This window comes from Polynucleobacter sp. Nonnen-W13 (assembly GCF_018881735.1).
Lineage (GTDB): Bacteria > Pseudomonadota > Gammaproteobacteria > Burkholderiales > Burkholderiaceae > Polynucleobacter.
The window spans coordinates 171,497-191,593 of sequence record NZ_JACVPU010000003.1; the positions used below are offsets into that span (position 1 = coordinate 171,497).

Sequence of the window (20,097 nt, forward strand, 5' to 3'; positions counted from 1 at the left end):
TCACTCATCATGAATAAGCCCAATCTCATTCCATGCTTTTTACTAGCAGCAGGTCGAGGCGAGCGCATGCGCCCCCTGACAGATGAACTACCTAAACCACTCCTGACTATCAACAATAAATCCTTACTTGCCTGGCATTTGGAGGCATTGAGTGCGGCAGGTATTCAAGATGTGGTGATTAATCATGCCTGGCTTGGCAAGAAGATTGAGGAAGCGCTAGGAAACGGCAGCCAATTTGGACTCAACATTAGCTACTCCCCAGAAACCAGCGCACTAGAAACTGCTGGCGGTATTCGTAAAGCCTTGCCTTTACTAAACCCAAGCGATTATTTCCTAGTCATCAATGGAGATGTTTTTAGCCCAAATCTGCCAATCCAGCAGCTCTTAAACCGAGTTTCTGACTTACGCAGCATGCCAAGCAGACCTCTGGCACACCTTTTGATGGTTCCCAACCCAGTTCAGCATCCTGAGGGTGACTTTTATATCAGGGACTCGCAAGTTGCCAATGAACCACTAGATGGCGCTGAAAAACTCACCTTTTCTGGTATTGGGCTCTACCACCGAGATCTTTTTAAGGACTTGGAATTCGGTGTGCCCAATAAGCTAGCTCCAATTTTGAGGGAAGCCATGACTCAAAATAGAGTGTCCGGTGAAAAATATCACGGACCGTGGCACGATGTAGGTACACCCCAACGATTACAAGAACTCAATGCAGCGAATAAATAAATCCGTCATTTACCAACAACGTCGAGTTAGCCTCGCAAAATTGATCTGCGCTAAAACTGGTGGTGGCATTGCCATCATCACTACGGCAGCTGAGGCAGCGCGTAATCGAGATAGTGAGTTTCCCTATCGTCACGACAGTGATTTTTTTTACCTCACTGGCTTTGAAGAGCCAGGCTCAACCCTCGTACTGAAGATTACTGGATCAACATCACAGCCCCAACTAGAGTCACACCTTTTTTGCAGGCCTAAAGATCCAGAACGTGAAATTTGGGATGGCATTCGTTTAGGGCCAGACGCTGCACCTGCCGCCTTGGGAGTGGAATATGCCCATAGCAATCATGAGTTAGATAAAAAACTAGGTGAGTTATTAGCAGATCAGGATGCTGTCTATATTCGTCTTTCAGAAAGTGCCGAAATAGATCGTCGCTTACGCCATTGGATGAAACAAGTGCGAGCTCAGGCGCGTGCTGGCGTCAATCCTCCTTCAGAATTTCATGATGTAGAGAGTTTGATTCATGAGATGCGTCTTTTTAAAGATGTCCATGAGATTGAGATCATGCGTCGTGCGGCCGCGATTTCTGCGCGCGCTCATATTCGTGCTATGCAAGCTTGCAAACCCGGAATGCGTGAATATCACCTTGAAGCAGAGCTACTTCACGAGTTCCGCTACAGTGGCGCACAAAGCGTTGCATATAACAGCATTGTTGCGGGCGGCGCTAACTCCTGCATCCTACATTACCGTGCTGGTGATACCGAACTACGTGGCGGAGATCTGTGTCTCATTGATGCAGGTTGCGAGCTAGATAGTTATGCTTCAGATATCACTCGTACATTCCCGGTGAATGGGAAGTTCACAGGTCCACAACGCGCACTGTATGACATTACGCTTGCATCGCAGGAAGCCGCTATCGTAATGACTAAGCCTGGTAATACATTCATGCAGCCCCATGAGGCAGCCCTAAAAGTACTCACACAAGGATTACTTGATGAGAATCTGCTTAAGCTGGCGGAATTAGGCTCTTTGGATAATGCACTGGAGATAGGAGCCTATCGTCGCTTTTATATGCACCGTACCTCACATTGGCTGGGCATGGATGTGCATGACGTTGGCTCCTATCGCGAACCACTTGACACATCACCAAGTTCCTCCGAAAAGCCATGGCGCGTTCTTAAGCCAGGTATGGCACTCACTATCGAGCCAGGTTTATACATCCGCCCTGCTGATGATGTAGATGAGCGCTTTTGGAATATCGGTATCCGTATTGAGGATGATGCTGTAGTGAACGATTCTGGATGTGAATTGATTTCTCGCGGTGTGCCAGTTAAAGCCGATGAAATCGAAGCACTTATGAAAAATAATTAGAGCACTGCTAATAAAAGATATATTGCTAAGCATGTCAGTTAAGAACTTCGATATCGTGATTCAAGGTGGTGGTCCGGTGGGCTTAGCCTGTGCAGCATGGTGCTTGCAAAAATTTCCTGAAGCAAAGCTTGCTCTACTAGATCGCAATCCTGCAAATGATGCTGATTTAACTGCTGCAGATACCCGGGGAGTCGCCCTATCTCACGGCAGCAAGCTATTGTTAGACACTATCAATGCATGGCCTACTGAGTGCGCCGATATTCATCGGGTACATGTCTCGCAAGCGGGCCGCTTTGGTCGTGCTCTGATGACTCGCGAAGAACTAGGTCAAAAAGCCTTAGGCCACATCATTCGTTATCGCGATATTCACCTCACGCTGCGCAAAGCCTTAAAAGCTATTCAAGCCATTAGCCCCCATTTTGTTTGGAAACATATCGATACCAACACTAATGTTGAAAACATTCAAGCCAAGTGCGTAGTTCATGCTGAAGGTGGTTTATTTAAAACCCAAGACTGGGTGGAGTCTGGCAGAGACTATGAACAATCAGCTTTAGTTGGTTTAGTGGAGGTTGAGAATGCGCCACCCTTCCAAGCGTGGGAGCGCTTTACTTCTGAAGGGCCTTTGGCTGTGCTGCCTAGTCACTATGGTCCCAATATTCTGAATCTGATTTGGTGTGGAACCCCAAGCTCATCACAAGCACGACTGGCTTTAAGTGACGCCGATTTTCTGAAAAGCTTGCAAGTGGAGTTTGGCTCACGCATTGGACAATTTCTTAAAATCCAGGACCGCCGACTTTACGAGCTTGGACTCAATTACCGTAAAGAAATTACTCAGGCTAACGAAGTTTGGATTGGCAATGCCGCTCAGACCTTGCATCCCGTTGCGGGACAAGGTCTAAACCTCGGATTACGGGATGCCTATCTCTTGGCAGAAAAAATCAGCACCCTCTTCTCTAAGCCTGAGGATCAAAAAACTCCCTTGGCCATCGAAACTACCTTGCAGGAATATGCCCAAAGTCGTAAGCTCGATCGGTCTGCCACGATAGGCCTTACCGACTTCATGGCCAGAATCTTCACCTCCAATCTATTTCCTGTTGTGATTGGCCGTGGATTGGCTTTATCAGCCCTCCAATGGCTTCCTCCCATCAAAACAGCCTTAGCCCGCCAGATGATGTTTGGTAGGCGCTAAGAGGCTGAAATACCCTCCAAAATAAAAGTATTCCCTGTTTGACTTAAGTCATGGAGTGTGCCTATTTTTTAGGCAAATATAAGCTAATTTGTGCTAAAGTGTCACCCTTTCCCCCAGCCTTAAAAGCACTCCAGAACCTAGCCTGAAACACATGAAGATTGGCCCGCACCTTCTTGCAAATAGATTATTTGTTGCCCCAATGGCTGGGGTAACGGATCGTCCGTTTCGCCAGCTCTGCAAAAAGCTCGGCGCTGGTTATGCCGTATCTGAAATGATCGCCTCCAATGCGTTGCTATGGAATAGTGAGAAAACCCAACGTCGCGCTAACCACCAAGGTGAATTCAAGCCTATTGCCGTCCAAATTGCTGGCGCTGATCCGCAGATGATGGCTGCTGCAGCCAAACTTAATGTCGATCATGGCGCCCAGATCATTGATATCAATATGGGTTGCCCAGCCAAAAAGGTTTGTAATGTTGCAGCTGGCTCTGCACTATTAAGAGACGAGCCTTTAGTGCAACAAATTTTAGAAGCCGTAGTTCAAGCTGTCGGCGTAGGACCTGATGCAGTGCCTGTAACTTTAAAGATTCGGACAGGCTGGGATCGCGAGCATAAAAACGCAATGGATATTGCACGCCTCGCCGAGAAATCAGGCATCTCTATGTTGACAGTTCATGGCCGCACGAGAGCCGACCTCTATCATGGCGAAGCTGAGTATGAAACCATTACCGCAGTAAAAAATAGCGTTGCCATCCCCGTGGTTGCCAATGGTGATATCACCACTCCAGAAAAAGCAGAATTTGTTTTGAAAGAAACTGGTGCCGATGCCATCATGATTGGTCGCGCCGCTCAGGGACGCCCTTGGATCTTTCGTGAAATTAGTCACTTTCTAGAAACTGGCGGTAAGTTACCGACACCACAGATTAATGAGATTCAAGAGATCATGAATGCTCATCTCATTGATCATTATGATTTCTATGGCGAATATGTTGGATTACGCACAGCGCGTAAGCATATCGGCTGGTACTGCAAGGGCTTGCGTGACTCCCATGCCTTTCGCCAAAGAATGAACACTGCCGATGATTGCAAAACCCAATTGCAAATGGTGAATGATTTTTTCAATGAAATGAAATCCCATTCAGATCGTTTGTTATTTTTAGAAGCAGCCTAAGTTTAGTTTTTTATTTAATTTATCCATGACTAATAAGCACCCCATTTCCGAATGTATTGAGACCCAACTCCAAGCTTATTTGGACGATCTCAAAGGAACGCCTCCATCTGACTTGTACCAAATGGTTCTCGCAGTAGTTGAAAAGCCGATGCTCGAATTGGTAATGCAGCACGCAAAACAGAATCAATCTTTGGCGGCGCAATACCTTGGCATCAACCGCAATACACTTCACAAAAAGTTAGTTGAGCACCAGCTCCTGAAATAAGACAGACCCCATTCGTAAATTCTCGATTAATACAACTTTCTGAACAATATGATCCGCACAGCCTTACTCTCTGTTTCCGATAAAAATGGCATTGTGCCGTTCGCTAGAGCCCTCCATGAGCAAGGCGTCAAGCTGATTTCCACTGGTGGCACTGCAAAACTTTTAGCTGAAAATAATCTACCCGTTGTGGAAGTATCTTCGCTGACTAAGTTCCCAGAGATGCTCGATGGTCGCGTGAAAACCTTGCATCCGATGGTGCATGGTGGCTTGTTAGCCCGTCGAGATTTTCCTGAACATATGGCTGCATTGAAAGAGCATGGTATCGATACGATCGACATGCTAGTGATTAACCTCTATCCATTTAACGAAACAGTCGCTAAAGCGGATTGTTCATTTGAAGATGCAGTTGAGAATATTGATATTGGCGGTCCAGCAATGTTGCGTGCTGCCGCCAAGAACCATCAAGATGTGACTGTATTGATTTCTCCAAAAGATTACGCTCCTGTTCTTGCAGAGATGAAAGCTAATCAGAACCAAGTTTCTTATAAGACCAATTTGAGTCTGGCTAAAAAAGTATTTGCTCACACCGCTCAATATGACGGTTCCATTGCTAACTATCTCTCAGCACTAGGTGATGACTTAGATCACAAGACACGTTCTGCCTATCCAGAAACCCTACACCTTGCCTTTGAAAAGGTGCAAGAAATGCGCTACGGTGAGAACCCACATCAATCAGCCGCTTTCTATAAGGATATTGATCCAGTCGATGGTGCGCTTGCTAATTACAAACAATTACAAGGTAAGGAGCTTTCCTACAACAACATCGCTGATGCCGACTCCGCTTGGGAATGCGTTAAGAGCTTTACTGGGAATGCTGGCGGTGCCGCTGCCTGCGTCATCATCAAACATGCCAACCCTTGTGGCGTAGCTGTTGCTGCCAATGCTTTTGAGGCATATCAAAAGGCATTCAAGACTGATCCAAGCTCAGCCTTTGGTGGAATTATTGCCTTCAACGTGCCATGTGATGGTGTAGCAGCTGAAGCGATTTCTAAGCAGTTCGTGGAAGTATTGATTGCCCCAAGCTTTAGCGCTGAAGCTAAGGCCATCTTTGCTGCTAAACAAAATGTTCGCTTATTAGAGATTCCTCTTGGTACTGCATTTAATACTTTTGACTTTAAACGCGTGGGCGGTGGCTTACTAGTGCAATCCCCCGATGCGAAAAATGTTCTTGAGAACGAAATGCGCGTTGTCAGCAAACGTCTGCCAACTCCAAGTGAAATGCACGACATGATGTTTGCTTGGCGCGTTGCAAAGTTTGTGAAGTCTAATGCGATTGTGTATTGCGCTAACGGCATGACTCTCGGTATTGGTGCCGGACAAATGAGCCGCGTCGACTCTGCTCGTATGGCCAGTATTAAGGCTGAGAATGCAGGCTTAAGTCTTAAAGGCTCTGCAGTGGCAAGTGATGCCTTCTTCCCATTTCGCGATGGCCTAGATGTGGTTGTGAATGGTGGTGCCAGCTGTGCCATTCAACCTGGTGGCAGTATGCGTGATGATGAAATCATCGCAGCAGCTGATGAGCATGGCATTGCCATGATCTTTACTGGCACACGTCACTTCCGTCACTAATCGCTTATGCGCTGGATAGGAATCGACCCAGGTTTACGTACTACCGGTTTTGGTGTCATTGATGTTGATGGCCAAAAGCTTAGCTATGTAGCCTCAGGGACGATTGAAAGTGGTGATCCAGCACAAGGGCTTCCTGAGCGCCTGGGAATCTTGTACGCGGGCATTAAAGAGGTTTTAGAGACCTACCACCCAGAACAAGCCGCTATTGAAGAAGTATTTCTGAACGTCAATCCTCGTTCCACCCTCATGCTTGGTCAAGCACGAGGTGCAGTAATTGCTGCCTTGGTATCCGACAAACTCCCTGTTGCTGAGTACAGCGCGCTGAGAGTGAAGCAGTCCATTGTGGGAACCGGGAGAGCTACTAAGCCACAAGTTCAAGAAATGGTGAAACGTTTACTGCGCCTCAGTCGCGCTCCAGGAACGGATGCAGCAGATGCTTTAGGGGTGGCGATTTGTGCCGCTCACCATGCCCAAATCCCAAAAGCAATTACTACTGCCCTTGTACCCAAAAAGAGTAGCAAGAAATAACAATCTAAACAGGTTAAGATCTTGACATGATTGGTCGCATTCAAGGAATTCTCGTTTCAGTTCATCCACCTCGCCTCTTGGTCGATTGCCAAGGTGTTGGTTATGAGATTGATGTACCTATGAGTACCCTGTACCAATTGCCAGAGACCAATCAAAAAATTACATTACTTACCCACTTCCAAGTCCGAGAAGATGCGCAGCAGTTGTTTGGATTTGCCACTGAAACTGAGCGTGAAGCATTTAGACAACTGATCAAGATCAGCGGCGTTGGTTCACGCACAGCACTTGCGGTACTTTCTGGCATGAGCGTCAATGAATTGGCGCAAGCGATTGCGATGCAAGAGGCAGGGCGCCTAACTCAAGTGCCTGGTATTGGTAAAAAGACTGCTGAGCGTCTTTGCCTAGAGCTTAAAGGGAAGCTGGCTCCGGATTTAGGAATTATTGGCGGTCAGCCTCAGACAGTTGAAGCAAGTAGCGAGATATTGCAAGCCCTCTTGGCGCTGGGTTATTCAGAAAAAGAGGCTCAGCTCGCCCTCAAACAAATCCCTTCGGATACCACCGTATCAGATGGTATCCGCATGGGTCTAAAATACCTCTCGAAGTCTTCATAACCAGTCGCCCAAACACCACTACACTTGCAGTATGGCAATCCACACAGAAGACCTCAGCTCAATCCCCGAAGATTTACCAGAAGGCAATGACCGCATCGTTAGCGGTGCAGCAGGTAATTCTGAAGCTGTTTTTGAAAGGGCCTTGCGCCCAAAGCAGCTTGATGAGTATGTAGGTCAAACTAAAGCACGCGCCCAATTAGAGATTTTTATTACTGCGACTAGAGCAAGGCAAGAAGCCCTAGATCACGTCCTCTTGTTTGGCCCTCCCGGATTAGGCAAAACTACCTTAGCCCACATCATCGCCAGAGAGCTTGGCGTGAACTTACGCCAAACCAGTGGCCCGGTTCTAGACAGGCCCGGTGACCTTGCAGCATTGCTAACCAACTTAGAAGCAAATGATGTGCTCTTTATTGATGAGATTCATCGTCTCTCTCCGGTAGTTGAAGAAATTCTCTATCCCGCTCTTGAGGATTACAGCTTAGACATCATGATTGGTGAAGGTCCTGCAGCGCGCAGCGTCAAGATTGATCTCAAGCCCTTTACTCTGATCGGCGCTACAACCCGTGCCGGAATGCTCACCAACCCACTGCGCGATCGCTTTGGCATTGTGGCAAGACTCGAGTTCTACACTACTGATGAGCTCACCAAAATTATTACGCGCTCCGCTAGCTTACTCAAAGCCAATATTGATCCCGAGGGGTCAATTGAGATTGCACGGCGCGCTAGAGGCACTCCACGTATTGCGAATCGCCTATTACGTCGGGTACGGGATTATGCCGAAGTCAAAGGTACAGGTACCATCACTAAAGACATGGCTGATGCCGCATTAAAGATGCTTGACGTAGACCCAAGCGGCTTTGATGTGATGGATCGTAAATTGCTTGAAGCTATCTTGCATAAGTTTGATGGTGGCCCCGTTGGTATTGATAACTTAGCGGCGGCTATTGGTGAAGAGCGTGACACTATTGAGGATGTCTTAGAGCCTTACCTGATTCAACAAGGCTACCTGCAAAGAACATCCCGTGGAAGAGTGGCTACGCGTCAGGCGTATGAGCATTTTGGCTTAACGCCACCTAGCGATCAAGATCTCTTGAAATAATTCAGATCAACTGAGGAAAATTGCCCATTTTAGTTTGGTCTATTGGGATAAGTTTTACCAGTTAAATTGCTGTAGGCCGCCCCAACCAAAACCAGCAATATAGAATCTATCATTATCGGAAAAATTGCATACCGAAAATGCATGACGTTACCAAGCACCACAATTAAAGCAATTGCAGCGGCCGGGGGGTGCAAGCAGCGCAAAATAAACATCCCCAAAATAGATAAGCTAGCTGCAAATGACATTGCCATCAGTGGATCGCTCACAAAATGAATTACCGAAATACCGACTAAAGCAGATAAGGTATTGCCTGCAATGACTGCCCAGGGTTGGGCCATAGGGCTCTGTGGAAGCACAAAAACTAATAAAGCACTTGCACCTAAAGAAGCCATAAGCCATTCATTAACGCCACTTAGATCTCCAAGATACTTTGAGATAGTGAGCACCAGTAAAAGGCCCGTAAATACTCCAAACACCGATCGAAAGCGCTCTAACCAAGAGACGTATGGCTGATCTCCGCCAAAATAAAAAGTATATTTCTTTAAAAGATGGTTAAGCGAATGTCTCATCGTGATTCATATTTTTTCTCTCAAATAGCAAAGTGATGCATTAAGTGGTACGTCTATTTCTTGGCTACTATTTAACTAGCGTCACCTTAGCAAACTTGCGCTTACCTACCTGTACAACATAGATACCAGTCTCAACCTTTAATTGCTTATCAGCAACTGTTACACCATCAATCTTCACACCGTTTTGCTCGATATTGCGTATAGCTTCTGATGTCGTTGGGGCAAGACCTGCAGCCTTGAGAAGGCTAGCAATCCCCAGCGGGGCACCTGAAATATTGACTTCAGGAATATCATCTGGCACACCGCCTTTGGCTCGATGATTAAAATCTTCTAAAGCTTTTTCAGCAGCAGCCTGCGAATGGAAACGAGCGACGATTTCCTGTGCGAGCAATACTTTGCAATCTTTAGGATTTCTTCCGCTAGCGACTTCTTGCTTCATTAAGTCAATCTCTGCCATAGGACGGAATGACAACAATGTGTAGTAATCCCACATCAATTCATCGGAGATGCTCAAGAGCTTGCCAAACATCTCGCCAGCAGGCTCACTGATGCCAATGTAATTACCTTTGGACTTACTCATCTTATCCACGCCATCCAAACCAACAAGGAGCGGCATTGTCAAAATACATTGCGGTTCTTGTCCATACTCACGTTGGAGTTCACGCCCGACTAAGAGATTAAATTTCTGATCAGTACCGCCAAGCTCTAAGTCACTCTTCAAAGCAACAGAGTCATAGCCCTGCATCAATGGATACAAAAACTCATGCACAGAAATGGGAACACCACTGCGGTAGCGCTTAGTAAAGTCATCGCGCTCCAACATTTGCGCCACGGTATATCTGGCAGCCAACTGAATCATGCCGCGTGCGCCTAGTGGATCACACCACTCGCTGTTATAGCGGACTTCAGTTTTAGCGGGGTCCAGCACCATGCTCGCTTGACGATAGTAAGTCTGGGCATTGACAGCAATTTCTTCAGCAGTCAGCGGCGGGCGTGTTGCATTCCGTCCAGAGGGATCACCAATCATGCTCGTGAAATCACCAATCAAGAAAATCACGGTATGACCCAAATCTTGGAGCTGACGTAATTTATTCAGTACAACGGTATGGCCCAAATGAATATCAGGCGCAGTAGGATCTAAACCCAACTTAATACGCAAGGGAATGCCTGTTGCCTGGCTCTTAGCTAGCTTTTGAATCCAATCCGCCTCAACTAATAACTCATCACAACCCCTTTTGCTTACTTCAAGGGCTGCAAAAACTTCGGGGGTCAGTGGGTATTTTTGTTCTGGTTTAGCCGTCATGCTGTATTGGTGAACTGATTCGGTTAAATTAGTATTTAGATTGCTAAAGCATAATTGTCGCATTCCTGAGAATAAAGCCCTGATACCGCATGAATAAGCCCCACACCCTCTACATTGGCCTGATGTCTGGTACCAGCCTAGATGGGATAGATGCTGTACTGGCAAAGATTGGGGCGGCTGGTGATACCAGCCTTTTAGGGTCCATGAGCACTGCATTTACCCCCGAATTGCGTAAAGCCCTTCTGGACTTACAGAGTCCCGGACCAAACGAGATTCACCGAGAAAATCAGGCTGCCAACGCCCTCGCGATAGCCTATGCAGATGCCGTTAAGCATTTGCTTGCCCAGAATGATCTTTCTCCTGCAGATATTAATGCGATTGGCGCCCATGGCCAGACCATTCGCCACCAAGCCGATCTTACTCATCATCTGGCTTATACGCACCAGACTCTCAACCCAGCACTTCTTGCAGAGTTGACTGGAATTGATGTCATCGCAGACTTTAGAAGTCGAGATCTTGCCGCTGGTGGTCATGGTGCCCCCTTAGTGCCAGCCTTTCATGCGCAACAGTTTGCTACAGATAAAAATATCGCCGTATTAAACCTCGGCGGTATTGCCAATCTCACTCTCCTGCCAAGCAAGGGCGAAGTAAAAGGATTTGATTGTGGTCCTGGCAATATATTGATGGACGGCTGGATTGCGGAACAGCAAGGTCATACATTTGATGAGAATGGCACTTGGGCAGCACAAGGCACAGTCAATCAAGCACTACTTTCAAGAATGATGGCCGATGCATTTTTTGCAAAAGCTCCGCCAAAAAGTACAGGCCGTGACGACTTTCATTTGGAGTGGCTACAAAAGCACATTGGTTCAGAAAACATCCCCTCGGAAGATGTGCAAGCTACCTTATTACAACTGACTGTGGATTCGTCACTCCAAGCAGTGCTGCGTTATGCGCCGCAAACCCAGATTCTTATTGTCTGTGGTGGTGGTGCCCGCAATACCGCATTACTAAATGCATTTAGAAACAAAGCTAAAGAAGTATTTAATAACTCACTCGATATTATGACCAGTGATGCACTTGGCATTGATCCTCAACTAGTAGAAGGTCTTGCATTCGCATGGTTAGCGTGGGCTCATAAAGAAAAACGGCCAGCAAATTTGCCAGCCGTTACGGGAGCGAAAGGTCCTAGAATTCTAGGTGCTTACTATCCAGCCTAAGTTATTAGTTATTAAGCCTGTTCTTATGCAGAGAAAGAAGATCCGCAGCCACAAGTAGTTTGGGCGTTCGGATTTTTAATCACGAACTGTGATCCATTGATATCTTCTTTGTAATCAATCTCAGCACCAACTAAATATTGGAAGCTCATTGAATCAACCAGTAAGGTCACGCCATTCTTCTCAAATAGGGTGTCATCTTCGTTCACGGCATCATCAAATGTGAAGCCATATTGAAATCCTGAGCAACCGCCACCTTGAACAAACACGCGCAACTTCAATTCTGGATTACCTTCTTCAGCAATCAAGTCAGCCACTTTTGCAGCGGCGCTATCCGTAAACACCAATGGAGTTGGTGGCTCGGCGAAGTCTTGTGCTGGTTGCGTAGTTTCTTGCGTAGCTAATTGGGTCATGATTTACTCCTAATTCAAAAGGCGATGGTTTATTTTAGGCTTTTAATTCCAAGTGTGCTGAAGGGTCTTTCCAATTGATCCTATTATGGTGAAACAGCAATCTGTGTCAATCCAGTGGTCTCAGGCAAGCCAAACATCAGGTTCATACACTGAACCCCTTGGCCTGAAGCACCCTTCACTAGGTTATCCTCAACCACTAAAATCACTAAAGTATCGCTATCACCAGGGCGGTGAATGGCAATCCGCAAACCATTACTACCCCTCACTGAGCGTGTTTCTGGATGACTACCCGCCGGCATCACATCGACAAAAGGCTCGCTTTTATAGAAATCTTCATAGAGCTTTTGGAAATCCACCTTCATTCCAGCCTCAGTCAAACGCACATACAAGGTTGAATGAATGCCCCTAATCATCGGCGTTAAGTGCGGTACAAAGGTCAGACCTATCTGATCATGGCCAGCGATGGCCTTCAAGCCTTGGACAATTTCTGGAAGATGGCGATGACCTTTAACAGCATAAGCTTTGAAGTTATCACCAGATTCTGATAATAAAGTCCCAATTTCTGCCTTGCGTCCAGCACCTGAAGTGCCTGACTTAGAGTCAGAAATAATATGCGTGCCATCAATGAGCTGTTTGCCACCAATAGACTTTGGTGAAAGTAATGGGGCAAGCCCAAGCTGAACAGAAGTGGGATAGCAACCAGCCAATCCGACGACGCGGGCTTTTTTAATTTCTTCACGATTAATTTCTGCCAAGCCATAAACTGCCTCAGCCAAAATTTCTGGGCAGCCATGTTCCATGCCATACCACTTAGCAAATTCTTTGACATCTTTTAAACGGAAGTCGGCAGCCAAATCCAAAATCTTCACATTGTTAGCAAGCAATTCTTTTGCCTGTGCCATTGCTACGCCATGTGGCGTTGCAAAGAACACAACATCGCACTCAGTTAATTTGGCTTCATCCGGTGTGGTGAACTTGAGATCAATGCGACCACGTAAAGATGGGAACATCTCGGCTACTGGCATGCCAGCTTCAGTGCGAGAGGTAATGGCCTGAATCCTCACTTCGGGGTGCTGCGCCAATAAGCGCAGTAATTCCACTCCTGTATATCCAGTGCCACCTACAATGCCAACTTTAATCATGCCATTCTCCAAAATACCGACAGATGAATTTTATCTCTCTAATGCCTAGATTGTAGAAACAAAAAGGGCCGCTTGCGCGACCCTTTCGATAAAACTGAAGCGACTGAAAGAATTAGCGCTTGCTGAACTGCTTACGACGACGCGCGCCATGCAGACCAACTTTTTTACGCTCAACTTCACGAGCATCACGAGTCACCAAGCCTGCTTTAGACAGAGTTGGCTTCAAAGCGTTGTCGTAGTCGATCAATGCACGAGTAACGCCATGACGAACTGCACCAGCTTGGCCAGTTTCACCACCACCGCTAACGTTTACTTTGATATCAAAGGTTGTTAGGTGAGCTGTGAGAGCCAAAGGCTGACGAGCGATCATACGTGATGTTTCGCGCGCAAAGTAAGCATCGATAGGTTTACCGTTAACAGTAATCTCACCTTTGCCAGATTTAATGAATACACGTGCTACAGAGCTCTTGCGACGACCTGTACCGTAATTCCAATTTCCGTAATTAATAGCCATTTGGTTTCCTTAAATCTCTAACGCTTTTGGCTGTTGAGCCGCATGCGGATGACTGGCGTCGCCATAGACTTTTAATTTCTTAATCATGGCATAACCTAGTGGGCCTTTTGGCAACATACCCTTCACAGCCTTCTCTAATGCGCGACCTGGGAAACGATCTTGCATCTTGTCGAAGTTAGTAGAGCTAATACCACCTGGGTATCCGCTGTGACGGTAATAAATTTTGTTCAAGCCTTTTGTGCCTGTAACACGTAGCTTAGAAGAGTTGATGACAACAATGAAGTCGCCAGTATCAACGTGTGGGGTGTATTCAGGCTTGTGCTTGCCGCGTAGACGGAGTGCCACTTCACTGGCGACACGACCGAGGACTTTGTCCGTAGCGTCAATCACGAACCATTCATGCACTACCTCATGGGATTTTGCAGAAAAAGTTTTCATGATTTCTCAAATTGTTATAGTCAAAAAATTACTCCAATCAAACTACGTCCACCTTGGCCCTGCTTATGTTTGCAAGCTCGCAGATTCTGTAATTCACTTGGTAAAACAATTACCGCTGACTGGTTCGGTAATTCAGTAAAGCCTTGAATTGTAACCCAAAAAAAACCCAGGAACGAGTCCTGGGCTGGAATCCACCTATGTTTAAGTGGAGGAGACACTGGGAGGTAAATCAATCTCTTATATAAGACTGGCTACCAATGTGGTTATTGTATCGAGAAATATGGTGCAACGCAAGAATATTGACCAAAATCAATTTTCTGCTGCTTTTTGGCAAAAAACAGCTAGCCACTACAAGCGGTATTTATTGGTAAACTATTGATAATATTGATTAATTTTTTAAATTAGGGGTCGCTAACATGGAATGTCAAGTAAGTTGGTTGGGTAATGGCGGCATGGCGTTTTCGGCAAAAACAGGTAGTGGCCACCAACTCACCATGGATGGACCGCCTGAAGCTGGCGGCAAAAATAGTGCCCCAAGGCCTATGGAGCTGATTTTGGTAGGAACTGGCGGCTGCGCTGCCTTTGATGTGGTTTTAATCCTACAAAAGGCGCGCCAAGAGATTAGTACTTGCGATGTCCAGCTGGCAGCCGAGCGGGCAGAGACTGAGCCCAAAGTATTTACCAAAATTAATCTGCATTTCACAGTTAAGGGTAAAAACCTCGATTCATCTAAGGTTGAGCGGGCAGTAAAGCTTTCTCATGACAAGTATTGCTCCGCGACAACCATGCTCGCTAAAACGGCAGAAATTACTTATTCCATCGACGTCCTGAATGACGAATAAGTGTTGAGAAAGTGCAGAGTCAATCGATAAGCCGGATTCTGTCGCCCAGATTTACATCTAGGGGCAATCATTCCTCTAGGCCGGCAGTTACCTGACGGCTCAAGCTCCCTACCCGCAGACTCAGCGGGACGCCTCATCGCCTGCTTACTTGGGATTGCTCCAGGTGGAGGTTACCGCGTTTCACCGTAACCAAATACGCTCGTCTCTGTGGCCCTATTCCTCACGTCACCGTGGATGGCCGTTAGCCATCACCCTTCCCTATGGAGTCCGGACTTTCCTCCCCCTCAATAAAGAGGCGGCGATTGCCCAATTGACTCTGCGCCTGCAGTCTAACGCAGTCGCAGAAATTTATCCTAAAAATGAATAGAAAAAGTCTTAACTGGCTTAAGCCAAGGTCCAAGCAATAGTTTCACCTGCACGAAGCGGCACAATCGTGTCACCACCCAAAGGAAGCTCTGCAGGAATATTTTGCGCCTGCTTCACTAAAGTTACTTTCTGAGTATTGCGTGGCAATAAATAAAAATCTGGGCCAAAGAAACTAGCGAAGCCCTCAAGTTTGTCCAACCTGCCAACACTCTCAAATGCCTCAGCATACAAACCTAAGGCATTGAAAGCGCTGTAACAGCCAGCACAACCGCAAGCAGCCTCTTTAGCACCCTTGGCATGGGGCGCACTATCTGTACCCAAGAAAAATCTAGGGCTGCCACTTGTTGCTGCCTCTAGCAAGGCAACACGGTGCTCTTCACGTTTAAGTACTGGCAAGCAGTAGTTATGTGGACGAATACCACCAGCAAAAATCGCATTGCGATTCATCAATAAATGTTGCGGAGTAATCGTGGCAGCGATATTGTTTTTTCCAGCAGTTTGCGCATCACGCACGTAGTGCGCAGCTTGTTTAGTAGTAATGTGTTCAAACACAATCTTGAGCTCAGGAAAATCTTTACGCAAAGGTTCGAGTACTTGATCAATGAACACCGCCTCACGATCAAAGATGTCAATATGCGCACTAGTCACTTCACCATGCATTAACAAGGGCATACCGACAGCCTGCATTGCTTCAAGTGCAGCATAACAACGCTTGATATCACTCACACCTGCATCACTGTTAGTTGTCGCTCCTGCAGGGTAAAGCTTAAATCCAGCAATGCCAGCATCCTTTGCTTTACGCACTTCATCAGCAGTAGTGTTATCCGTGAGATACAAGGTCATTAATGGTGTGAAGCTAGTCACGCCTAAGGATTGAAGGTTAGCTTCAATGCGACCACGATACGCATTTGCCAACTCAACCGTAGTCACTGGAGGTTTCAAATTTGGCATGATGATGGCACGGGCAAATTGGCGTGCGGTATCCGCCAATACATCTCGCATCACTTCACCATCACGAATATGCAAATGCCAGTCATCTGGCTGAATCAGTTGAATTTGTATTGGGCTATTGGACATAATTATTTATCTAGCAAGATGATGCGGAAATCATTCACGTTTGTCAGTGTGGGGCCAGTTTCCACCAAAGCATCTAATTGCGCAAAAAAACCATAGCAATCGTGCTGATCTAGGTACTGTGCAGGGATCAAGCCTTGTTTATTAGCGGCCTGGCGGATCTCAGGGGTAAACCATGCACCGGCATTCTTTTCACTACCATCGATACCATCGGTATCTGCAGCCAACGCAGAAACATTCGCAAGATCGCTTGTTGCTGCGAAGAATGAAAGTAGGTATTCACTACAGCGACCACCGCGGCCTTTAATTCCATTGGGAATAGTTACTGTGCACTCACCACCCGAAATGAGCGCGATTGGCTTATCAGTCTTCATCATTAAGTGCTGATGCGCCAAAGAGGCTTGCTCTATCCCTACAGTTTGCGCCTCGCCCGTAATGGTGTCGCCCAAAATCATTGGCTCATAACCTTGTGTGCGAACGTAGTCTGCTGCAGCCTCAAGACTCTTATAGGCCGTAGCAATTACATGATTACTTACCGCCGCATTTTGTAGATCTGCTTCTTTTAGGGTCTCTGGAACTTCACCAGCAACACCACGCTGCAAATGGGATGAAACAGACTCTGGAATAGATTTAGAACTTAAGTGATATTTAGCCAAAATATCCAAAGCATCTTGGTAGGTCGAATAATCTGACGCGCAAGGGCCACTGGCAATGTCTGCAGGAGAATCTCCAGTTACATCGGAAATCAGCAACGCCTCCACTCGAGCACCACGTGCAATAGCCAGTCTTGCCAAATTACCACCCTGAATCGCTGACAAATGTTTGCGAACAGCATTCATCTCTTCAATTGGCGCACCAGAGCGTAATAACGCTTCGGTAGTCTTGCGCATATCTTCGATACTGATGCCAGCTTGAGGCAAAGTGAGCAAGCTTGAACCGCCGCCGGAAATTAAGGCAATTAAAACATCGCCAGCTTGTAATTCACCAACCAAGCGATAGATTTCTTTAGCGCCATCCATACCCGCTTGATCGGGTACGGGATGACCTGCTTCAATAATTTGGATATGACTAGTAGGGGAGTTGTGTCCATAGCGGGTCAATACCACCCCCTCAATAGTGGCATTAGGCCAACAGCTCTGTGCATGTAATTCTAGTGCGCTTGCCATTGACGCACTGGCTTTGCCTGCGCCCACCACTAAACATCTTCCCTTGGGCTCAAAGCCTTGAGGAAAGATCTTGCCGAGGTATTCAGGAACGATTTTGTTTGGGTCAGCAACTGCTAAAGCTGCGGCAAAGGCATTTTTGAGAATAGTTTCTTGCTGGCTCATGTAGGCATTCTAATCAAGAACAATGCGCTCTTGCATTTGCCACATTTCAGCATATCGGCCATCAGCAGACAATAGCTCTGCGTGCGTTCCACGCTCCACTATCTGGCCGTGTTCCATTACCAAAATTTGGTCAGCATGAATAATGGTAGAAAGCCTATGGGCAATAATTAAAGTCGTACGGTTTTTAGCCAAGCCAAGGAGCTCCTCCTGAAACGCCCGCTCAGTTTTAGAGTCCAGCGCCGATGTTGCCTCATCAAAAATTAACATGGCTGGCTTTTTGAGTAAGGTGCGCGCAATCGCAACACGCTGCTTCTCGCCGCCAGATAATTTCAAACCACGCTCGCCTACTTGGGTATCGTAGCCATCTGGGAGATGCTTAATGAAACGATCAATCTGCGCTGCCCTGGCAGCCTCATGAACCTCTTCAATCGAAGCGCTGGGATTGCCATAAGCAATGTTGTATCCAATGGTGTCATTAAACAAAACGGTGTCTTGAGGAACGATGCCAATCGCTTTTCGTAAGCTCGATTGAGTGACATCCACAATGTTTTGCTCATCAATGAGAATTTTGCCGGACTGAACATCATAAAAACGAAATAGTAAGCGGGCTAAGGTACTCTTACCAGCACCGCTTTGGCCAACGACAGCAGTAATAGTTCCCGCTGGAATATTAAAGCTAACATCCTTCAGAATCTCACGTTTAGCCTCGTAATGAAAAGAGACATTCTCAAAACGAACATCCGGGCCGCGACCTTGATTGCTGATGTGTAAAGGCTGAGCATTAGGCACATCCGCAATCTCCTTCTCTGTATTGAGAAGTGAAAACATACGATCCATGTCTGTCAGCGCCTGCTTAATCTCACGATAGATCACGCCTAAGAAATTTAGCGGGATATACAACTGAATCATCAAGGTATTAACTAATACCAAATCACCCAAGGTCATAGATCCATCAATCACACCCTGAGTTGCTCGCCACAAAATTAAGACTAATCCAACGGCAATAATTGCTTGCTGCCCAAGATTGAGTACGGCTAAAGATTTTTGAGACTTCACTGCAGCTGTTTGGTAGCGGATCAGATTTTGATCGTAACGACTAGCCTCAAAGGCTTCATTACCAAAGTACTTCACCGTCTCAAAATTCAATAATGAATCAATTGCCTTCTGATTCGCCTTGGAATCCATGTCATTCATAGTGCGGCGGAAATGCGTTCGCCATTCTGTCACCACTACCGTAAAGACAATATAGAGTACCAATGCAACTAAGGTAATAATGGCAAACCACATATCGTATGCGTAAGCCAGGTAGCCAAGCACCAAGCAGAACTCAATCAGGGTTGGTAGGATGCTATATAAGGAATAAGAAATCAGCGACTGAATACCGCGAGTACCACGCTCAATATCTCGACTGACTCCCCCAGTTTGACGAGCCAGATGAAAGCTGAGGGCCAAAGAGTGTAAATGCTCGAAAACCTGCAAAGCCACTTTACGCACTGCATTTTGAGTAACGCGAGCAAAGAGGGATTCGCGTAACTCAGTAAATAATGAGGCAGATATTCTTAATAGGCCATAGGCCAATATCAATCCGGCTGGTACTACCAATAAAACTTGAGGAGAGTCCGCTTTGATATTGAGCTCATCAATCAATTGCTTCATCAAAATCGGAATGCCAAGATTGGTAACCTTGGCAGCAACCAAACATGTCAGAGCGATCGCTACCCTAAATTTGTATTCCAGTAGATAGGGAAGTAAGTCACGAATAACCTTCCAGTCACCACCCTGTAATGGCTTCGAACCTATTGCTGAATGATGATGCCCTGATGAATGTCTCATCACTCTATCTTAGTCAGTTACGCTCTGACGTGCAGAAAATAACTTGAGAATTGCCGCACCATTGCTGGGAGAAAAACATAGATTCACTGCTTCAGCGTGAGGCAGCCATTGATAAGCAACGTGCTCTCTTGGCGCTAATTTGACTGAGACCTCATCTGGAACCAGTAAGGAGAACCAATGCTCGGTATTTCTGGTCACTCCAGGGGCGTAGCGGTGACGCCATTGAGGATAAATCTCATACTCAATCTGATGATGCATATCCTGCAAGGAGTTCGCTGGCAGAGATTGCACATCAATTCCGGTCTCTTCAAAGACTTCGCGTGCGGCGGCAACACTAAGATCCTCATCAAGGAAATCAACACTACCGGTGACGGATTGCCAAAAATTGACTTTATCGGCCCGCTCGATTAGCAAGACCTCCCCATTTGATTTGTAAATAACAACTAAAACCGAAATGGGGATTTTCAAGGTGATTTAAAT

At 46.4% G+C, this 20,097-nt stretch carries 21 protein-coding genes and 1 other RNA gene; 11 read left to right on the forward strand and 11 right to left on the reverse strand.

Annotated features, from left to right (window positions below; genetic code table 11):
* Positions 1-9 precede the first annotated feature (9 nt).
* The 9 genes from murU (at position 10) to ruvB (ending at position 8,578) form a co-directional block, all read left to right on the forward strand.
* Positions 10-726: an N-acetylmuramate alpha-1-phosphate uridylyltransferase MurU gene (gene murU, locus ICN27_RS09385; RefSeq protein WP_216269838.1), complete on the forward strand. Its 717-nt coding sequence runs from the start codon at positions 10-12 to the stop codon at positions 724-726.
* Positions 710-2,089: an aminopeptidase P N-terminal domain-containing protein gene (locus ICN27_RS09390; RefSeq protein ID WP_216269839.1), complete on the forward strand. Its 1,380-nt coding sequence runs from the start codon at positions 710-712 to the stop codon at positions 2,087-2,089. Before murU ends, ICN27_RS09390 begins: the two co-directional genes overlap by 17 nt.
* A 31-nt stretch (positions 2,090-2,120) precedes the next feature.
* A complete protein-coding gene (locus tag ICN27_RS09395; protein ID WP_216269840.1) occupies positions 2,121-3,278 on the forward strand; it encodes an FAD-dependent monooxygenase in 1,158 nt (385 codons plus the stop codon).
* A 151-nt stretch (positions 3,279-3,429) separates the two neighbouring features.
* Complete coding sequence (dusB, locus tag ICN27_RS09400) at positions 3,430-4,446, forward strand: tRNA dihydrouridine synthase DusB (RefSeq protein ID WP_216269841.1); 1,017 nt, start codon at positions 3,430-3,432, stop codon at positions 4,444-4,446.
* A gap of 25 nt (positions 4,447-4,471) precedes the next feature.
* Positions 4,472-4,711: a helix-turn-helix domain-containing protein gene (locus ICN27_RS09405; protein WP_215308468.1), complete on the forward strand. Its 240-nt coding sequence runs from the start codon at positions 4,472-4,474 to the stop codon at positions 4,709-4,711.
* A gap of 48 nt (positions 4,712-4,759) precedes the next feature.
* Complete coding sequence (gene purH, locus ICN27_RS09410; RefSeq protein WP_216269842.1) at positions 4,760-6,340, forward strand: bifunctional phosphoribosylaminoimidazolecarboxamide formyltransferase/IMP cyclohydrolase; 1,581 nt, start codon at positions 4,760-4,762, stop codon at positions 6,338-6,340.
* Between the two features lie 6 nt (positions 6,341-6,346).
* Complete coding sequence (gene ruvC / locus ICN27_RS09415; protein ID WP_215308470.1) at positions 6,347-6,868, forward strand: crossover junction endodeoxyribonuclease RuvC; 522 nt, start codon at positions 6,347-6,349, stop codon at positions 6,866-6,868.
* A gap of 26 nt (positions 6,869-6,894) precedes the next feature.
* Complete coding sequence (gene ruvA, locus ICN27_RS09420; RefSeq protein WP_215308471.1) at positions 6,895-7,479, forward strand: Holliday junction branch migration protein RuvA; 585 nt, start codon at positions 6,895-6,897, stop codon at positions 7,477-7,479.
* A 31-nt stretch (positions 7,480-7,510) separates the two neighbouring features.
* Positions 7,511-8,578 (forward strand): Holliday junction branch migration DNA helicase RuvB, encoded by a 1,068-nt coding sequence (gene ruvB / locus ICN27_RS09425; RefSeq protein WP_215308472.1) that lies wholly within the window; start codon positions 7,511-7,513, stop codon positions 8,576-8,578.
* A gap of 29 nt (positions 8,579-8,607) precedes the next feature.
* On the opposite strand, the gene ICN27_RS09430 is transcribed toward ruvB, so the two are convergent.
* Both ICN27_RS09430 and tyrS read right to left on the reverse strand, forming a co-directional pair.
* A complete protein-coding gene (locus ICN27_RS09430; RefSeq protein ID WP_216269843.1) occupies positions 8,608-9,147 on the reverse strand; it encodes an HPP family protein in 540 nt (179 codons plus the stop codon).
* A 67-nt stretch (positions 9,148-9,214) separates the two neighbouring features.
* Positions 9,215-10,450: a tyrosine--tRNA ligase gene (gene tyrS / locus ICN27_RS09435; RefSeq protein ID WP_216269844.1), complete on the reverse strand. Its 1,236-nt coding sequence runs from the start codon at positions 10,448-10,450 to the stop codon at positions 9,215-9,217.
* A gap of 89 nt (positions 10,451-10,539) precedes the next feature.
* Here tyrS and ICN27_RS09440 point away from each other — a divergent pair, with 89 nt between their 5' ends.
* Positions 10,540-11,670 carry an anhydro-N-acetylmuramic acid kinase gene (locus tag ICN27_RS09440; protein ID WP_216269845.1) on the forward strand — a complete coding sequence of 377 codons (1,131 nt, stop codon included), beginning with the start codon at positions 10,540-10,542 and terminating at the stop codon, positions 11,668-11,670.
* 23 nt (positions 11,671-11,693) lie between these two features.
* Here the strand turns inward: ICN27_RS09440 and erpA are convergent, their stop codons facing one another.
* From erpA to rplM, 4 genes are all read right to left on the reverse strand, one after another.
* On the reverse strand, positions 11,694-12,080 hold the full coding sequence (gene erpA / locus ICN27_RS09445) for an iron-sulfur cluster insertion protein ErpA (protein WP_215308476.1): 387 nt from the start codon (positions 12,078-12,080) through the stop codon (positions 11,694-11,696).
* An 83-nt stretch (positions 12,081-12,163) separates the two neighbouring features.
* The gene (argC, locus tag ICN27_RS09450) at positions 12,164-13,222 is read right to left on the reverse strand and encodes an N-acetyl-gamma-glutamyl-phosphate reductase (RefSeq protein WP_216269846.1); all 1,059 of its coding nucleotides are present in this window, start codon (positions 13,220-13,222) and stop codon (positions 12,164-12,166) included.
* Between the two features lie 112 nt (positions 13,223-13,334).
* Positions 13,335-13,736: a 30S ribosomal protein S9 gene (rpsI, locus tag ICN27_RS09455; protein ID WP_015422033.1), complete on the reverse strand. Its 402-nt coding sequence runs from the start codon at positions 13,734-13,736 to the stop codon at positions 13,335-13,337.
* 9 nt (positions 13,737-13,745) lie between these two features.
* A complete protein-coding gene (rplM, locus tag ICN27_RS09460; RefSeq protein ID WP_015422034.1) occupies positions 13,746-14,174 on the reverse strand; it encodes a 50S ribosomal protein L13 in 429 nt (142 codons plus the stop codon).
* Positions 14,175-14,590: 416 nt separating this feature from the next.
* Between rplM and ICN27_RS09465 the strand changes: the two genes are divergently transcribed.
* Positions 14,591-15,016 (forward strand): OsmC family protein, encoded by a 426-nt coding sequence (locus ICN27_RS09465; RefSeq protein WP_215308478.1) that lies wholly within the window; start codon positions 14,591-14,593, stop codon positions 15,014-15,016.
* Positions 15,017-15,027: 11 nt separating this feature from the next.
* Here the strand turns inward: ICN27_RS09465 and rnpB are convergent.
* The 5 genes from rnpB to nudB form a co-directional block, all read right to left on the reverse strand.
* Positions 15,028-15,334, reverse strand: an RNA gene (gene rnpB / locus ICN27_RS09470) — RNase P RNA component class A.
* 66 nt (positions 15,335-15,400) lie between these two features.
* Positions 15,401-16,459 (reverse strand): dihydroorotase, encoded by a 1,059-nt coding sequence (gene pyrC / locus ICN27_RS09475; protein ID WP_216861280.1) that lies wholly within the window; start codon positions 16,457-16,459, stop codon positions 15,401-15,403.
* A gap of 2 nt (positions 16,460-16,461) precedes the next feature.
* Positions 16,462-17,784 (reverse strand): glycerate kinase, encoded by a 1,323-nt coding sequence (locus ICN27_RS09480; RefSeq protein WP_216269847.1) that lies wholly within the window; start codon positions 17,782-17,784, stop codon positions 16,462-16,464.
* Between the two features lie 9 nt (positions 17,785-17,793).
* Positions 17,794-19,617: an ABC transporter ATP-binding protein/permease gene (locus ICN27_RS09485; RefSeq protein ID WP_216269848.1), complete on the reverse strand. Its 1,824-nt coding sequence runs from the start codon at positions 19,615-19,617 to the stop codon at positions 17,794-17,796.
* A gap of 9 nt (positions 19,618-19,626) precedes the next feature.
* The gene (gene nudB, locus ICN27_RS09490) at positions 19,627-20,091 is read right to left on the reverse strand and encodes a dihydroneopterin triphosphate diphosphatase (RefSeq protein ID WP_215310394.1); all 465 of its coding nucleotides are present in this window, start codon (positions 20,089-20,091) and stop codon (positions 19,627-19,629) included.
* Positions 20,092-20,097 lie beyond the last annotated feature (6 nt).

Excerpts from the sequence above, each read along its gene's own strand:
- rplM (WP_015422034.1), bottom strand. The coding sequence starts at position 14,174 with ATGAAAACTTTTTCTGCAAAATCCCATGAGGTAGTGCATGAATGGTTC.
- ruvC (WP_215308470.1), top strand. The coding sequence starts at position 6,347 with ATGCGCTGGATAGGAATCGACCCAGGTTTACGTACTACCGGTTTTGGT.
- rpsI (WP_015422033.1), bottom strand. The coding sequence starts at position 13,736 with ATGGCTATTAATTACGGAAATTGGAATTACGGTACAGGTCGTCGCAAG.
- pyrC (WP_216861280.1), bottom strand. The coding sequence starts at position 16,459 with ATGTCCAATAGCCCAATACAAATTCAACTGATTCAGCCAGATGACTGG.
- ruvB (WP_215308472.1), top strand. The coding sequence starts at position 7,511 with ATGGCAATCCACACAGAAGACCTCAGCTCAATCCCCGAAGATTTACCA.
- ICN27_RS09395 (WP_216269840.1), top strand. The coding sequence starts at position 2,121 with ATGTCAGTTAAGAACTTCGATATCGTGATTCAAGGTGGTGGTCCGGTG.
- ICN27_RS09485 (WP_216269848.1), bottom strand. The coding sequence starts at position 19,617 with ATGAGACATTCATCAGGGCATCATCATTCAGCAATAGGTTCGAAGCCA.
- dusB (WP_216269841.1), top strand. The coding sequence starts at position 3,430 with ATGAAGATTGGCCCGCACCTTCTTGCAAATAGATTATTTGTTGCCCCA.
- ICN27_RS09405 (WP_215308468.1), top strand. The coding sequence starts at position 4,472 with ATGACTAATAAGCACCCCATTTCCGAATGTATTGAGACCCAACTCCAA.
- ICN27_RS09480 (WP_216269847.1), bottom strand. The coding sequence starts at position 17,784 with ATGAGCCAGCAAGAAACTATTCTCAAAAATGCCTTTGCCGCAGCTTTA.
- ICN27_RS09465 (WP_215308478.1), top strand. The coding sequence starts at position 14,591 with ATGGAATGTCAAGTAAGTTGGTTGGGTAATGGCGGCATGGCGTTTTCG.
- ICN27_RS09390 (WP_216269839.1), top strand. The coding sequence starts at position 710 with ATGCAGCGAATAAATAAATCCGTCATTTACCAACAACGTCGAGTTAGC.
- purH (WP_216269842.1), top strand. The coding sequence starts at position 4,760 with ATGATCCGCACAGCCTTACTCTCTGTTTCCGATAAAAATGGCATTGTG.
- ruvA (WP_215308471.1), top strand. The coding sequence starts at position 6,895 with ATGATTGGTCGCATTCAAGGAATTCTCGTTTCAGTTCATCCACCTCGC.
- murU (WP_216269838.1), top strand. The coding sequence starts at position 10 with ATGAATAAGCCCAATCTCATTCCATGCTTTTTACTAGCAGCAGGTCGA.
- ICN27_RS09430 (WP_216269843.1), bottom strand. The coding sequence starts at position 9,147 with ATGAGACATTCGCTTAACCATCTTTTAAAGAAATATACTTTTTATTTT.
- ICN27_RS09440 (WP_216269845.1), top strand. The coding sequence starts at position 10,540 with ATGAATAAGCCCCACACCCTCTACATTGGCCTGATGTCTGGTACCAGC.
- argC (WP_216269846.1), bottom strand. The coding sequence starts at position 13,222 with ATGATTAAAGTTGGCATTGTAGGTGGCACTGGATATACAGGAGTGGAA.
- tyrS (WP_216269844.1), bottom strand. The coding sequence starts at position 10,450 with ATGACGGCTAAACCAGAACAAAAATACCCACTGACCCCCGAAGTTTTT.
- erpA (WP_215308476.1), bottom strand. The coding sequence starts at position 12,080 with ATGACCCAATTAGCTACGCAAGAAACTACGCAACCAGCACAAGACTTC.